This window comes from Streptomyces sp. NPDC039609, from assembly GCF_055596705.1.
In genome coordinates, this window is the sequence record NZ_JBVIUJ010000001.1 from 877,376 (window position 1) to 892,035 (window position 14,660).

A 14,660-nucleotide genomic window follows, 5' to 3' on the forward strand; every position below is an offset into this window, starting at 1 on the left:
GTCAGCCGGCCTTCACATCGGTCCAGGCGGCGTCGCGGGCCTTCTCGCCCTGCGCCGTGCCGTTGCGGTAGAACAGGTCGTCCTTCAGGTCGGACGTGGTCACCTGACACTGGGGGAAGGGCTCCACGAGCGCGGCGTACGTGTCCTCGCTGCCGCGGACCGGCATCGGGTAGCCGATGTACTCGATGTTCTTCTTCACGTTCTCCGGGCGGAGCATGTAGTCGATGAAGAGCATCGCGGTGCCGGGGTGCTGCGCGTCGGCGGGGATGGCGTAGCAGTCGGAGTTGACGGGTGCGCCCTCCCGGGCGACCTGGAAGCCGAAGACGGACGGGTCCTTCGCCTGGGCGAGCATGGCGGCCATGTCCCCGCTCCACGCCTGGGTTATGTCGGCGTTGCCGTTGAGGAGGTTGTTGTAGCTGTCGCTGGAGAAGCCGCGCAGCCGGGGGCGGAGCGAGCGGAGGGTGTCGGTGACGATTTCGAGGTCGTCGGGGCTGTCGGTGGTGAGACGGAGGCGGTGCTTGAGCGCGCCGATGGCGAGCACCTCGTCGCGGTCGTCGAGGACGAAGACCTTGCCCTTGGCCTGGTCGTTCCACAGGTCGTCCCAGGAGCCGGTCAGATCGCCGAGCCGGTCCCTGCGCCAGCCGATGCCGGTCTTGTACATGGTGAAGGGGACCGTGTGCGCGGACTGCGGGTCGTACCAGGGGTTGGCGAAGTAGTCGTAGGTGCCGAACACCGCCTCGGCGTTCTTCAGCCGGGTGTGGTCGATCCGGCGCAGTCGGCCTCCCTGGGTGAGGCGCTCCGCCCACTTCGCGGTGGGGAAGACGATGTCGTAGCGGTTACCGGCGTTGAGCTTGGCGACCATGCCTTCCATCGAGTCGAAGTTCGACTGGACGACCTTGACGCCGTACTCCTTCTCGAAGCCGGCGAAGACGGCGGGGTCGACGAAGTCGGCCCAGTTGAAGTAGACGAGGTCGCCGTCGACCTCGACGTCGATCGGCTTGTCCTCGGCCGCCTTTCCGGCCGGGTCGCCGGCGGACGAGAATCCGCAGCCGGCCGCCGTGAGGCCGAGGGCCGCGGCGCTTCCGGCGCGGAGCAGTGAACGTCGGGACAGGGAACGTGCCTCGGGGGACATCTGGGTCCTCTCCGTAGGGCCGCGGGGGGACGGCGGAGGAACGAACGGGACGTCGGGGCGCGGTGCGCGAGGACGCGGTGTGCGGAGGTGGGGTGGAGTGACGTGCGGCGGGGTTGGGGTGCGGCGGGGTGGTCTGGTGCAGCTGGCCTCGGCCGCGGTGGGTCGGATGCGGCAGGCCTTGGCCGGGTGAGACGGGGTAGCGCGCCTGGGCCACGGTGGGTCGGAGCAGCGGGCCTCGGCCGCGGTGGCTCACCCGTCCGCTGCGTCGAGATCCGCCCGGATGCGCTCGGCGAACCAACCCACCGCCGACTCCCGTCGCGACAGCGGACCCGGCTCGAACCCGGGGGTGGAGAGCCCCCGTTGGACGCGGGCGACCAGTTCGGCGTCCTCGTCGTTGGTGATCCAGCCGATGTGGATGTTGAGGCGCCGGGCGAGCCGGGTGCGCAGGCTCGTGCCGCGGCGGGTGTAGAACCCGCCTGGTACGGCCACCCGTTCCGTCGCCGTCGGGATCGCGGTCCAGGCCAGGACGTGGTCGGGGTAGAAGTCGATGAGGGTGTTGGGGTAGATCACCGCGTAACGCCAGACCCGACGGTCGGCCTCGCCGAGGCCGGGCATGGGTGCGGCGATGCGCTGGTAGAGGCGTTCGGCCCAGTTCGAGGACGGCTTGTCCCGTAGGGGCGAGGTGAAGAGCACGTAGGACTCCTCGATCTCGCAGGTGTAGCCCTGGTAGTCGAGCAGTCGCATCAGGCCGGGGTGCGCGACCGGGACGTGGTACCCCTCCAGGTAGTTGTCGACCGCCACCTTCCAGTTGGCGTCCTGTACTTCGGCCCGGGCGAGGTCGTGGATCCGGTCGCGCCCGACCGGCACCAGATCGGCTCCGGCGTAGTGGCCGACCGCCTCGGCGAGTCCCGCGCACTGTTCTGCCAGCGGTACGGCGTCGAGGTCGAGGTTGACGAAGACGAATCCGAGGAACGACTCGACGCGGGCCGGGAAGAGACCGAGACGAGGCTTGTCGAGGCAGGGGATCTGCCGCGCCTCCGGGGCTCCGACCAGGCTTCCGTCGAGTCGGTACGTCCAGCCGTGGTACGGGCAGCGGATCGCCTTGCCGACCGGTTCGGGGTCGGTGACCAGGCGCGTTCCGCGGTGGCGGCACACGTTGAGATGGGCGGCCAGGCCGCCGTCCTCGGTGCGGACGACCAGCACCTCCCGGTCCGCGACCTTGGCGGCCAGCCGGGCTCCGGGATTCGGCAGGTCGGATTCGTGACAGACGACCTGCCAGGACTTGGCGAAGACGTGCCGCATCTCCGCGGCGGCGGTGTCGGGGTCGGTGTAGTACCGGGCCGAGAGCGCGGGACCGGGGACGTCCTCGACGGGCGCGCTCCGCCTCGGAGCGTTCCGGCCCGCGGCGTCCTGTGCGGGGTCGGCCAGGGTAGGGGTGTCCTGGGCAGGGGTGTCGTTCGTGGGGTCGGCCAGGGTGGGGGTGTCCGGGGCAGGGGTGTCGTTCGTGGGGTCGGCCAGGGTGGGGGTGTCCGGGGCAGGGGTGTCGTTCGTGGGGCCGGCCAGGGTGGGGGTGTCCTGGACGGGGGCTTCCTGGGCGGGAGCCACCTGGGCCGGAGCGTCCCGGCCGGGCGGGCTGAGGGGTGTTTCGGGGGCTCTGGATTGCATCGTGTGACTCCTCCGTGCCGGCCGTGCGGCGATCGGTGTCGGGCATCGATGTCGAGACGACCCAGCTGCGGGCAGGTGGTCGGGGCGGGCGCCGGGACCAGACTGACCGATTGGACAGCCAGAGTGCTGGCTGAATTCCGTCGGGTCAAGACTTGTACGCTGACCGATTGGTCAGCTAGCGTGATTCCTGGCTGACCGATCGGTCAGTGAGTCTGCTCCATGTCGCTGCTCCGGCGTTCATCCGCCTCTGACCTGCGCATCTGCTCGTCGGATCGGACGCAGCCCGGCGCGCCCCGGCACCCGCCAGGGGGCCGCGCACCTCTTCCTCCCTCCCTCTGCCGCACGCCACCGGCACTCCCGTGGCGAGCCCCGGGCCCACATACCCCGCCCTCGGCTCCCTCGGCCACCCGTCCGGTCCGGCCACGGCATCCCACCTCTCGCGGAGGCACCCATGAGCGCTCGTCGGCGTCTGGACTGGCTCGGGCTCACCCCCGAACCCGAGCGGGAACTGCCCGCGGCGGTCGCCGCGCTGCGCGTCGCCTCCGGCGCCGCATCAGGCACTGCATCGGGTGCCGCGCACACATCGTCCGCCGACCGGGCGGAGCTGGCGGCCGCCGAGCGGTGCCGCGTGGAACGCCTGGTCCTGCGGGGCAGCCGACACAGCTGGCTGCGCTACCTCGCCGAGGTCACGGCCCTGGTCACGGCCGTGGCGGCACGGACGGTGAGGTCAGGCGACGGCCAGGGCGACAGCCAAGGCCACGGTGACAGCCAAGGCCACGGTGACAGCCAAGGCCAAGGCCCAGGCCACGGCCAAGGCCACGGCCAAGCTCAAGGCCAAGCTCAGGGCCAGTTTCAGGGCCAAGGCCAAGCTCAAAGCCAGGTGCCCAACCAAAGCCGCGACCCCGGCCACGTCAAGAACAGCCCCCCACCTCCGCCCGACGACCACGCGGCCGCCCTCCTCGCCGCCGAGGTGGTCCTCGACCATCACCACATGCTCATCGGCCTCCCGGGCGCGGGATACGGCCGCACCTCGGGGGACCGCGCCGCGCTGGAACGGGCGGTACGGACCCTGCGCACCCAGCACCCCCGCACTGGAGAGAGCCGATGACCACGATCCGGTACCCGACGGCACAGTCCCCGGGATCCGTACTCGGAGCGGCGCCGGACGTCACCGAGAGCGCCGCCGCCTACCGCGCGACCGGCGGGTACGCCGAGGCCACCGACCCGGACGAGCTGCTGCGCCATCTCGAGGCGTCCGGACTGCGCGGCCGCGGCGGGGCAGGCTTCCCGGCCGCCGTCAAGCTCCGCGCCGTACGCGAGCAGGGCGGCGCCCCGGTCGTCGTGGCCAACGGGGAGGAGGGCGAGCCCGGTTCGGTCAAGGACCGCTGGCTCTTGCGGGCCCGTCCCCACCTGGTCCTCGACGGCCTCGCCCACGCTGCCGCGATCACCGGCGCCGTACGCGGCTACGTCTACCTCTCGGACCCGGAAGCGGGCGCACGCGTCCGCCGGGCCCTCGCCGAGCACCGCTCTCCCCTGCCCGTCGAGGTCGTGGAGACCGCCCACACCTACGTCGCCGGCGAGGAGACCGCGGTCGTACGCAGGATCGACGGCGGCCCGGCCCTGCCCACCGCCAAACCGCCCCGCCCCTTCGAGAAGGGCGTCGGCGGCGCACCGACCCTGGTCGCCAACGTCGAGACGCTCGCCCGGATCGCCCTGACGGCCGCCCGACCCGGTCTGCGCGAGCGGATCGCCCGGACCACCCTGGTCACGCTGTCCGGCGGCACCACGACCGCCGTGCTCACCGAAGTCCCGTACGGCGTCCCACTGCGCACCCTCGCGGCGCTGCAGGGCACCCCCGACGCGGCCGGAGCGCTCATGGGCGGGCTGTTCGGCGGACTCGTCGACGTCCGCGCCCTGGAACTCCCCCTCGAACCCGACGCACTCGCCGCGGCCGGAACCGCGCTCGGCTGCGGAGCGATCCGTTTCCTCGCCGCCGACACCTGCCCAGTGTCCACCGCCGCCGACGCGGTCGGCCACCTCGCGGCCGAGAGCGCGCGCCAGTGCGGAGTCTGCGTGTCCGGTACGGCGGCGATCCGCGACGCCCTGGACGCCCTCGCGGCGGGCTCGGCAGGGCCCGACACCGCCACCCACCTCCACCGGTGGTCGCAGGGCCTGCCAGGACGCGGCGCGTGCGGTCTGCTCGACGCCGCCGCGGGTACCGCCGGCAGCCTCCTGCACGCCTTCCCCGACCTCGTCCCGTACCACCTCGACCTGCCGTGCGCCGCCTGCGCCGCACGCCCTCGCACGGGCGCTCCCGGGCGCCTCACCGTGGCCGTGCCCGCGGTCACGGACGCCGCCGCCGGTTCCACCACCCCCGTCACCCCGTCCCGTACTCCGCTGCCCGTGCTGAAAGGAACGCCGTGAAACTCCTGTTGGACTCCACCCTCTGCCAGGGCTACGGACTGTGCCAGGAACACGCACCCGAGCTCGTCGAACTCGACGAGTGGGGGTACGCGAACGTCATCGCCCTCTCCGTCCCGCCCGCCGCCGAGGACGAGGCGCGGGCCTGTGCGGCCAGCTGCCCCAACTCCGCCCTTCGACTGGAGCGTTGACATGGGACGCGACCTGACCTCGCTCTTCGACCCCGGCTCCGTCGCCGTCGTCGGCGCCAGCGACGACCCGGCGAAGTACGGCCACGCCGTGGCCTCCCAGGCGCTGCGCGCGCCCGACCGGCGGCCCGTGCACCTCGTCAACCGGCGTGGCGGCACCGTCCTCGGCCGGACGGCGGCCACCTCCCTCGCCGAGATCGGCGAACCCGTCGAACTGGTGGTGATCTCCGTACCGGGCGCCGGTTTCGAGGCCGCCGTGGACGACGCGCTGGCGTGTGGGGCGAAGGCGATCGTCGGCATCACCGCCGGATTCGCGGAGGCCGGCCCCGCCGGACTGGCCCGGCAGCGGGCGGTCGCCACGCGCGTCCGTGACGCCGGAGCCGTCCTCGTCGGGCCCAACTGCCTGGGCATCGCCGACAACACCACCGAGCTGTACCTCGCCTCGGACCGGTTCGCACCCGGCGGCGTCGCCCTGCTGAGCCAGAGCGGCAACCTCGCCCTCGAACTACAGCTCCGCGGCGCGCCGCACGGTCTCGGCTTCTCCCGCTTCGTCTCCCTCGGCAACCAGGCCGACGTCACCCTCGTCGACCTCGTCGAGGACTGCGCCCGCCACGAAGCCACCTCGGTGATCGCCGTGTACGCGGAGGACTTCGGCGACGGCAGGGCGTTCGCCCGGGCGGCGGCCGAGGCGGGCAAACCGGTCGTCCTGCTCACCGCCGGCCGGGGCACCGCCTCGGCACGCAGCGCCCAGTCGCACACCGGAGCGCTCACCACCTCGGCGGACGTGGTCGCCGCCGCCTGCCGCGACGCGGGCGTCGAACTCGTCCGTACACCGAGGGAGATGACCATCGTGCTGGCCGCCCTGAGTGGTGGGGCGCGCACGAGCGGACGGCGGACCGCGGTCTTCACCGACGGCGGCGGCCACGGCGCCGTCGCGGCCGACGCCGCCGAGGACGCCGGGCTCGACGTGCCGGAGCTCGACGCGCCGGCGCAGGACCGGCTGCGGACGGTGCTCTGGGAGCAGTCCGCGGTCGGCAACCCAGTCGACCTGGCCGGGATGGGGGAGCAGCGCCCTCTCTCCTACGCCGACACCGTCGCGGAACTGCTCGCGTCGGAGGAGGTCGACGCCGTCCTCATGACGGGGTACTTCGGTGGCTACGCCGCCTCCGACGGCGGCCTGGGCGGGAGCCCCGCCGGCGGCTCCGTCCTGGCGGAGGGCGAGACGCGGGCGGCGAAGGAGATCGTCGCACACCTCGCCGCCACGCCGAAGCCCCTGGTCGTGCAGTCGATGTACCCGCAGTCGCCGAGCTGTCGGGTGTTGGTGGAGGGCGGAGTCCCGGTGTTCTCCGCCACCGAGGACGCCGCCCGCGCCTTGGCGGCGATGACGGGCAGGGCGGTGGTCTGTCCGCCATCGGAGGCGACGCCCGAGGCATCCGCCGAGGCGACCGCTGAGGTGCCCTGCGGGGCCTCTTCCGAGACGCCCTCCGGGCCTTCGTCCGGGGCGTCTTCCACGTCTTCCGCGTCTTCGTCCGGGGAGTCTTCCGGGACCGCGTCCCTTGCGGCCCCCGGAGCGTCGGCACGGCCGTCGTCCGGATCCGCATGCGACACGTCGTCCCGCATCGCGCCGCTGCCCGCTGCTCAGCCGCCGCTGCGGGACCCCGGCTACCACGGGATCCGGGCGCTGCTGGAAGACGCCGGAGTGCCGTTCCCGTCCGCCCGCGAGATCACCGACGAGGCCGGACTGCTGGCTGCGGCAGGGGAGTTCGACGGCCCCTACGTGCTGAAGGCCCTGCACGTACTGCACAAGTCCGACGCCGGCGGAGTGGCGCTGCGCCTGGCCGACCGCGACGCCCTCCTCGCCGCGTACCGGGACATGCATGCCCGGCTGGGCGCCCCCTCGTACTCGGTCGAGGCGATGGCCGACCTCTCGGACGGTGTCGAGCTGATCGTGGGTGTGAACCGCGACCCGCGGTTCGGGCCGGTGGCCATGGTCGGGCTCGGAGGGGTTCTCACCGAGACCCTGCGCGACGTCGCCTTCTCGCTCGCGCCCGTACCCGCCGGGCGGGCCGAAGAGTTGCTCCGCGGGCTGCGGACCGCCGCGCTGCTTGCGGGCGTACGCGGCCGACCGGCCGTCGACGTGGCCGCCGCGGCCGCCGTGATCGAACGCATCACCGCCGTGGCCGCCGCCCACCCGGAGATCGCCGAGCTGGAGGTCAACCCCCTCCTTGTACGCCCTGAGGGCGCCCTGGCCCTGGACGCCCGGGCCGTCCTCGGCTGAGATCGCCCACCCCAACCCCAACCCCAAACCGGCCCGGCCCAGGCCACGGCATCAGCCCGGCCCCGCCTCCAGCCCGGCCCCAGACACACGAGCCGCTTCACCGGCCGCCCGCCTCACGCCCCCTCCCACCCCCTTTCCCTGGAGGACACATGGACTTCCGCTACACACCCGAGCAGGCCGACCTCAAGGCGCGTGCCGCCGCCTACACCCGGCTTCTGATGAGGTACGAGGACCAGTCCGAGGAGGCCGGCGGCCCGCTCCCCGCCGACACCGTCCGCGAACTGACGCGTGCCGCCATCGACGCGGGCGTCTACGCCATCAACATGCCCGCCGAATGGGGCGGTGCGGGTCTGTCCCTCCTCGACCAGGTCATCGTCGAGGAGGAGTTCGGCAAGGTCACCAACTGCCTCTGGGACATCCCCTGGCGGCCCGCGAACGTCCTCGCGTACGGCACCGAGGCGCAGCGCGAGAAGTACCTGCTGCCCGTGATCCGCGGCGAGCGCTTCGACGCCTTCGCGGTGACCGAGCCCGGGGCCGGCTCCGACCCCGGATCGGGTACCAGCACCGCGACCCGCACCGAGGGCGGCTGGCTGCTGAACGGCGAGAAGTGGTTCGTGACCTGCGGGGACATCGCCGACTTCCTGCTGGTGCAGGCCGATGCCGGTCCGGAGCGGGCCGCGACCCTGTTCTTCGTGGACAAGCAGGCGCCCGGCGTGGAGATGACCCGGGTCCCGCGCTTCATGCACTCCGCGGTCAACGGGCATCCCGAGTTCACTTTCACGGACGTGTTCGTTCCGGACGAGGACGTGCTCGGCGGGGTCGGCAACGGCTACGAGCTGACGAAGGAGTGGTTCACCGACGAGCGGCTGATGATCGCCGCCAGGACCGTGGGGGCGGCCGAGCGGGCTCTGGAGCTGGCCCGCGACTGGGCGGTGGAGCGCCGCCAGTTCGGTTCCCCCATCGCCGACTTCCAACTGATCCAGGGGATGCTCGCCGACTGCGCGGTGGACATCGCCGTCAACCGCGCCTACACCCACCAGGTCGCCTGGGAAGCCGATCAGCCGCACACCGACCGCAAGACCCTGCACGCCAAGGCCTCGACGGCGAAGCTCGCGGCGAGCGAGGCCGCGGGGCGGGTCATCGACCGGTGCGTGCAGATCTTCGGCGGCCGTGGCTACGACCGCTCGTACCCCGTCGAGCGGATGTACCGCGAACTGCGCGTCGACCGCATCTGGGAAGGCACCTCCGAGATCCAGCGTCTGATCATCGCCAACGAGTTGATCAAGCGCGGCACACAGGCACTCGCGCTGCCCGGCAACTGACGACCGTCCCCCTGCCACGACGCCCCTCCGCACGACGTCCCACGACGTCGTCCCGCCTCCCCACCCCGCCGTCCCCACCACGACCCAGAGGAATCACCCCATGGACTTCCGTCTCACCACCCGTCAGGAAGAGCTCAAGGGCGCGGCGCGTGCCCTGACCGACTTCATCACCAAGTACGAGCTCGACTGCGAGGAGAACAACGGCCTGCCCCCGCAGGCCCACACCGAGATCCGCGACGCCGTCCTCGACAGCGGTCTGCAGGCGGTCAACATGCCGGCGGAGTGGGGCGGCGCCGGCCTCACCATCCTGGAGCAGGTCACGGTCCAGGAGGAGCTGGGCAGGCTCACCGGCGCACTGTGGGACATGGTGTGGCGCCCGGCCAACGCGCTTTCCTTCTGCACGCCCGAGCAGCGCGAGCGGTACCTCGTGCCAGTGATCCGGGGGCAGCGCCGTGACTGCTACGCGGTGAGTGAGCGGGAGGCCGGTTCCGACCCGCAGAGCCTGCGGACCACGGCGACGCGGACCACCGGCGGCTGGGTGCTCAACGGCGAGAAGTGGTTCGTCACCGTCGGCGACCACGCCGACTTCGTGATCGTGCTCGCCGTGGCAGGGGAGGAGCGGGCTCCCACCCTCTTCCTCGTCGACAAGGACACACCGGGCGTCGAGATGACCCGGGTGCCCCGCTGGATGCACACATTCGTCTACGAGCACCCCGAGTTCACCTTCACCGATGTGCACGTCCCCGACGAGGCCGTGCTCGGGGAGGTGGGCAACGGTTACGACATCACCCGTTCCTGGTTCTCCGAGGAACGCCTCATGATCGCCGCCAGGACCGTGGGGGCGGCCGAGCGGGCTCTGGAGCTGGCCCGCGACTGGGCGGTGGAGCGCCGCCAGTTCGGTTCCCCCATCGCCGACTTCCAGCTGATCCAGGGGATGCTCGCCGACTGCGCGGTGGACATCGCCGTCAACCGCGCCTACACCCACCAGGTCGCCTGGGAGGTCGACGAGGGCCGGATCGACCGCAAGACGCTGCACGCAAAGGCGGCCATCGCCAAGCTGTCGGCGAGCGAGGCGTCCGGCCGCGTCATCGACCGGTGCCTGCAGATCTTCGGCGGCCGTGGCTACGACCGCTCGTACCCGGTCGAGCGTCTCTACCGCGAGCTGCGCGTCGACCGCATCTGGGAAGGCACCTCCGAGATCCAGCGCCTGATCATCGCGGGCGAACTCGTCAAGCGCGGCACGGGTGTTCTGCAGATGCCGGCCGCGCGGGAGAGGGCCAACCGATGACCGACGTCGAACGGGTCGGGATCGTGGGTTGCGGCCTGATGGGCTCCGGCATCGCCGAGGTCTGCGCCCGCGCCGGCCGGGACGTCGTGGTGGTGGAGTCGGACGGGCCGGCCGCGGAGGCCGGCCTGCGCCGCATCACCCGCTCCCTCACGCGGGCCGCGGCCGCCGGAAAGCTGACGGCGGCCGAGCGGGACACCGCGACCGACCGGATCACGCTGACCACCGACTGGGACCGGATGGCGGACCGGGACCTCGTCGTCGAGGCGGTGGCCGAGGACGAGCGCGCGAAGCTGGAGGTCTTCGCCCGGCTCGACGCGACGGTGGAACGCCGGGACGCCGTGCTGGCGACGAACACCTCTTCCATCCCCGTCATCCGGCTGGCCGCCGCCACTTCGCGGCCGGCGCAGGTGGTCGGACTGCACTTCTTCAACCCCGTACCGGTACTTCCGCTGGTCGAGCTCGTACCGTCGCTGCTCACCGGGGAGGAGACCGCCCTGAGGGCGCGCGTCTTCGCCTCCGATGTCCTGGGCAAACGGGTCATCCGGGCACAGGACCGGTCCGGCTTCGTCGTGAACGCACTCCTCGTGCCGTACCTGCTGGCGGCGGTGCGGATGGCGGAGTCCGGCACGGCGTCCGCGGAGGACATCGACCAGGGCATGACCCTGGGCTGCGCCCACCCGCTGGGACCGCTCGCACTGGCCGATCTGATCGGCCTGGACACCGTCCAGGCCATCGCGCGGTCGATGTACGCGGAGTACCGGGAGCCGCTGTACGCGCCGCCTCCGCTGCTGGCCCGGATGGTGGACGCGGGCCTGCTCGGCCGCAAGACGGGCCGGGGGTTCCACACCTACCCGGCCCGAACGGGCGACGGGCAGGGATGATGGTCCGGCGGGACCGGCCGCCCGGGCCCGCCCACCCGCACCACAAGCACTGACACGGGGAGTAGCCAACGTGACCAAGGCCGAGCGCGCACTCGAGACGCGCGAGCGAATCCTCACGGCCGCGTGCGAGGTGATCGCCGACATCGGCTTCGAGAACATCAGTATGCGCAAGGTCGCCGAGCACGCCGGTGTGTCGAAGGCCCTGCTGCACTACCACTTCGACACCCGCGAGAAGCTCTTCGCCGAAGCGATGACACACTCCTTCGCCCAGACCGGCACGGACCTCGACGCCGACGCCGACCAGGTCCCGGCGGCGGTCGTCCTGGCCCGCATCGTGAGCACCATGCTCCCGACGGACGCCGAACTCCGCCAGGACTGGAAACTCTGGCAGGAGCTCTGGGTACGCGCGGGCCGCGACGCGACGGCCCGGCACCTCGCCGTCGACCTCTACGACCAACTCCACACCTGGGTCGGCGGGGCGGTCGAACGGGGCATCGCCTCAGGTGAGTTCACCGAGTGCGACGTCGCTTCGGTCAGCACCCTGACCCTGGCGCTCTGCGACGGTCTCGGCATCCGCGTGATGATCGACGACCCCCGTGTCGATCTCGCCACCGCCAGATCGACGATCTGGCGAACGATCGCCCCCACCCTCGGAATCGCGCCGGACTTTCCGGCGGTCTGACGCGACACGACGAGGGCGCCTTGGACGAACACGTCTCTCGTGGAGGGGGAGATCGATCGTGGGTGCGGATCCGGCTCCCTTCGTGGCACGATGACGACATGCTGATCAGAAAGGGCGATGCCGCGTAGGCGCCCGAAGGCCGTCCGCGCAGAGCGCTGGCGGCCTCGCAGACATGTTGTGGTTCGTCGGATCGGTGGGGTCTCCGCGAGGACGCGTGCAGCCGTCCGCCGCGTCGAGAACGAGCGGATGTGGACCGACGCGGTCGCCGACGCGCTCGACCGCTTCGAGTGGGCGTTCCAACAGCCCGGCCGCTATCTGAACGCGTCCCCCGTCTGGCAGCCGGGACTGGAGGTCGAATATGCGCGCGACGATCTGGAGGAGGCCATGCTGCACCTCCCTCGCGGTGCCCGGCATGATCTTGGCCGGCTGATCGCTCGCATCGACGACGAGTTCGAGCGTCGCACTCTGCCGAACCCTTGGCAGGTGAACGATCGGACAGCGGGCGGCTGGTGGTGGTCGAGGATCCGCGAGCACTGAGCCGAGGGTGCGCGACGGCCGCAGGGTTCGCCGGGTCCCGACCCGGTGCGAGCGTCACGGAGAAGTCGCGTGCGGCCGCGTCGCATGTCTGCGAGCATGCGTCGCTGTGGAGATCAACAACTGTGTCGTCCGTCGTGCGGTCGACTCCGATGCCGCTGCGATGGCCGAGGTGTGGCTGCGTTCCTTCACAGCAGCGCTGCCGAGCGTGCGCCGGGCGCATACGGACGACCAGGTCCGGTCCTGGATCAGAGAGGTCGTCGTGCCCCGCCAGGACGCGTGGGTGGCGACGGTCGGGGACTCGGTGGTCGGGATGATGGTCCTCGACGGCGAGGACCTGGACCAGCTCTACCTCGATCCGGACTGGCAGGGTCAGGGCATCGGCGGCCGCCTCGTGCAGCAGGCGAAACAGCGTTGTCCGGCCGGGTTGGCGCTGTGGACGTTCCAGGTCAACGAGTCGGCACGTCGCTTCTATGAGCGGCACGGCTTCATGGCTGCCGAGTGCACCGACGGTCACCGCAACGAAGAACGTGAGCCGGACATCCGGTATGTGTGGCGCCCCGGGCAGGTTCGCGCCGGCGACACCCGGTGACAGCGGCAGTCCGTTTCGATGACATGGCCGCTTGCGGACGCGAGGTGCGGACGGTCACACCGAGGCGCGCACCATGCGCGTGAGGATGGTCCGGCCGCGATGGACGAGGTTCGGTTCCTGCTTCGTGATCCCCGCGGTGAGGTAGGAAATGCCCAGACGTGCGGTGAAGAGGGGCAGAGCCCGCCGCTCGGTGTCGGACAACCAGCGTCCGTAGCCGTCGAGGAAGGCCGGCTTGAGATCCGGGCGTGTGGGCCAGGACGTGCAGCACAGCCAGACGAAGTCCTCGACGGCGATGCCGTAGTCGGACTTCTCGAAGTCGATCAGGCTGTGGGTGCCGCGCCTGTGGTCCCAGAGCCAGTTGCGAGTCGAGTAGTCGCCATGTCGGAAGACCAGCGGGAGATCATCGGCGAGCCCGGGCAGCTCGCGGCCCGCTCGCTGGACCAGGTCACGCTGGGCGTCGGTGAGGTACTCGGAGACGCGCTCCACACAGGCTGTGGCCTCGTCCGCCTTCTGGGCGACCGACGTCATGATGTCGTCGCGTACCCCCCGGGTGGCCGGCACGGGATGATCGTGCCACCGCCTGAGCAGCCGGCCGGCGAGCTCGTGTACGCGGGTTTCGGCATCGGCGGTGAGAGGGAAGCCACGGACGACGTGACCCGACAGAGGCGAGGTCATGATGGCCCGCAGGCCGAGATCCGAGGCCAGGAGACGAGGTGCCTCACCGGTGGCGAGACAGCGGGCCGCATGGCGGTAGCCGCGTACCTCGCGCGCGAAGTCCTCCGGGGTCGGGCTCAACTTCACGTACGCCGCTGCCGTGTCAGAGGCCACGCGCCAGACCTTGGAGTCGCCGCGCGGCCAGGAGACGTCCAGGACGTCCATGACGTTCGCATGGCCGGGCAGACGGTGTGCGACCCACTGCTGCAGGTCGGCGGGCATGGGGGCGTCGAGCGTCACGTACGACCCTTCTCCGGATCGCACGGACACAGGGGAGTGGGTGGGGGTGTCCGCAAAGGTGGCCTCCTCTTGCTCTGTGCCGCTCGCCCCGGCGATCGATCCCGCTGCCGGTCGCATCTAAAGGGGCGGCCGCGAGGCCGCTGAACGGCAAGCGCGCACGGCTACGGCGACTCTGGCCTTGTACGTGACCTCGACCGAGGGGCTCGAGCCACCGGCGCGGCGACTTCGCTCGTGAAGCGGCTCCTCGCACTCCCGTCCTACGGCTGCGCTATGAGACATGGGTACCGGCCTCGTGATCAGGGGGCGGACGTCGGCACTCCGACGTTTCCGGCCTACCCGCGCCACAAGCCGTCCTACGCGGTGATCGCCCCAGGTTCATCCGAACAGGAACACCTCGCAGCCATCCGCTGACGCCTGCGAGCGCGGCACGGGGCCCCGTACGCCAGATGGTTCACCCACCCCAGCGACAACCTGCGTCACACATCCACCCTGGGGAAGTCGCCCTACCCCTCCACGCCCTGGCGCCCGCGGCTCGCCGCACGATGGGCGGGCGCACCCCCGGCCGATGCGACCATTCGGCGGCGGTCGGCTCGGATCTCGGCGTCCTGCTGCAGGAACTCTGGAAAGGCCGCGAGCCGAACCCGGCCCCCACCCCGCCGGCCGATCCGCTCCCGTACCCGTCCCGTACCAGGGCGAGGAGCAGGGCGCCGCCGTCGCGTGCGG

General features: G+C 71.6%; 13 protein-coding genes. 9 read left to right on the forward strand and 4 right to left on the reverse strand.

Going from position 1 to position 14,660, the window contains the following annotated elements; translation table 11 throughout:
* Position 1 precedes the first annotated feature (1 nt).
* The 3 genes from ACZ561_RS03850 to ACZ561_RS03860 all read right to left on the reverse strand — a co-directional run bounded on the left by ACZ561_RS03850 (position 2) and on the right by ACZ561_RS03860 (position 3,782).
* On the reverse strand, positions 2-1,132 hold the full coding sequence (locus ACZ561_RS03850) for a polyamine ABC transporter substrate-binding protein (RefSeq protein ID WP_470989270.1): 1,131 nt from the start codon (positions 1,130-1,132) through the stop codon (positions 2-4).
* A 249-nt stretch (positions 1,133-1,381) separates the two neighbouring features.
* Complete coding sequence (locus ACZ561_RS03855) at positions 1,382-2,797, reverse strand: aromatic ring-hydroxylating oxygenase subunit alpha (protein WP_470989273.1); 1,416 nt, start codon at positions 2,795-2,797, stop codon at positions 1,382-1,384.
* 727 nt (positions 2,798-3,524) lie between these two features.
* The gene (locus ACZ561_RS03860; RefSeq protein ID WP_470989276.1) at positions 3,525-3,782 is read right to left on the reverse strand and encodes a hypothetical protein; all 258 of its coding nucleotides are present in this window, start codon (positions 3,780-3,782) and stop codon (positions 3,525-3,527) included.
* A 119-nt stretch (positions 3,783-3,901) separates the two neighbouring features.
* Here ACZ561_RS03860 and ACZ561_RS03865 point away from each other — a divergent pair, with 119 nt between their 5' ends.
* The 9 genes from ACZ561_RS03865 (at position 3,902) to ACZ561_RS03905 (ending at position 12,983) form a co-directional block, all read left to right on the forward strand.
* The gene (locus ACZ561_RS03865) at positions 3,902-5,221 is read left to right on the forward strand and encodes an NADH-ubiquinone oxidoreductase-F iron-sulfur binding region domain-containing protein (protein ID WP_470989278.1); all 1,320 of its coding nucleotides are present in this window, start codon (positions 3,902-3,904) and stop codon (positions 5,219-5,221) included.
* A complete protein-coding gene (locus ACZ561_RS03870; protein ID WP_329124485.1) occupies positions 5,218-5,409 on the forward strand; it encodes a ferredoxin in 192 nt (63 codons plus the stop codon). Before ACZ561_RS03865 ends, ACZ561_RS03870 begins: the two co-directional genes overlap by 4 nt.
* Position 5,410: 1 nt before the next feature.
* Entirely contained in the window at positions 5,411-7,684 is a 2,274-nt protein-coding gene (locus ACZ561_RS03875) for an acetate--CoA ligase family protein (RefSeq protein WP_470989281.1), read from the forward strand.
* Between the two features lie 149 nt (positions 7,685-7,833).
* Entirely contained in the window at positions 7,834-9,006 is a 1,173-nt protein-coding gene (locus ACZ561_RS03880) for an acyl-CoA dehydrogenase family protein (RefSeq protein WP_470989283.1), read from the forward strand.
* Between the two features lie 100 nt (positions 9,007-9,106).
* Entirely contained in the window at positions 9,107-10,294 is a 1,188-nt protein-coding gene (locus ACZ561_RS03885; RefSeq protein WP_470989286.1) for an acyl-CoA dehydrogenase family protein, read from the forward strand.
* Positions 10,291-11,175 carry a 3-hydroxybutyryl-CoA dehydrogenase gene (locus ACZ561_RS03890; RefSeq protein WP_470989289.1) on the forward strand — a complete coding sequence of 295 codons (885 nt, stop codon included), beginning with the start codon at positions 10,291-10,293 and terminating at the stop codon, positions 11,173-11,175. Before ACZ561_RS03885 ends, ACZ561_RS03890 begins: the two co-directional genes overlap by 4 nt.
* 70 nt (positions 11,176-11,245) lie before the next feature.
* Positions 11,246-11,857 (forward strand): TetR/AcrR family transcriptional regulator, encoded by a 612-nt coding sequence (locus ACZ561_RS03895; protein WP_470989291.1) that lies wholly within the window; start codon positions 11,246-11,248, stop codon positions 11,855-11,857.
* 246 nt (positions 11,858-12,103) lie between these two features.
* Positions 12,104-12,394, forward strand: coding sequence for a hypothetical protein (locus ACZ561_RS03900; protein WP_470989294.1), 291 nt, complete (start codon positions 12,104-12,106; stop codon positions 12,392-12,394).
* Between the two features lie 106 nt (positions 12,395-12,500).
* On the forward strand, positions 12,501-12,983 hold the full coding sequence (locus ACZ561_RS03905) for a GNAT family N-acetyltransferase (RefSeq protein WP_470989297.1): 483 nt from the start codon (positions 12,501-12,503) through the stop codon (positions 12,981-12,983).
* A 54-nt stretch (positions 12,984-13,037) separates the two neighbouring features.
* Here the strand turns inward: ACZ561_RS03905 and ACZ561_RS03910 are convergent, their stop codons facing one another.
* Complete coding sequence (locus ACZ561_RS03910; RefSeq protein ID WP_470989300.1) at positions 13,038-13,937, reverse strand: aminoglycoside phosphotransferase family protein; 900 nt, start codon at positions 13,935-13,937, stop codon at positions 13,038-13,040.
* Positions 13,938-14,660 lie beyond the last annotated feature (723 nt).

Coding starts and splice junctions, on each gene's coding strand:
- ACZ561_RS03850 (WP_470989270.1), bottom strand. CDS start 1,132: ATGTCCCCCGAGGCACGTTCCCTGTCCCGACGTTCACTGCTCCGCGCC.
- ACZ561_RS03855 (WP_470989273.1), bottom strand. CDS start 2,797: ATGCAATCCAGAGCCCCCGAAACACCCCTCAGCCCGCCCGGCCGGGAC.
- ACZ561_RS03860 (WP_470989276.1), bottom strand. CDS start 3,782: ATGGTCGAGGACCACCTCGGCGGCGAGGAGGGCGGCCGCGTGGTCGTC.
- ACZ561_RS03865 (WP_470989278.1), top strand. CDS start 3,902: ATGACCACGATCCGGTACCCGACGGCACAGTCCCCGGGATCCGTACTC.
- ACZ561_RS03875 (WP_470989281.1), top strand. CDS start 5,411: ATGGGACGCGACCTGACCTCGCTCTTCGACCCCGGCTCCGTCGCCGTC.
- ACZ561_RS03880 (WP_470989283.1), top strand. CDS start 7,834: ATGGACTTCCGCTACACACCCGAGCAGGCCGACCTCAAGGCGCGTGCC.
- ACZ561_RS03885 (WP_470989286.1), top strand. CDS start 9,107: ATGGACTTCCGTCTCACCACCCGTCAGGAAGAGCTCAAGGGCGCGGCG.
- ACZ561_RS03890 (WP_470989289.1), top strand. CDS start 10,291: ATGACCGACGTCGAACGGGTCGGGATCGTGGGTTGCGGCCTGATGGGC.
- ACZ561_RS03900 (WP_470989294.1), top strand. CDS start 12,104: ATGTGGACCGACGCGGTCGCCGACGCGCTCGACCGCTTCGAGTGGGCG.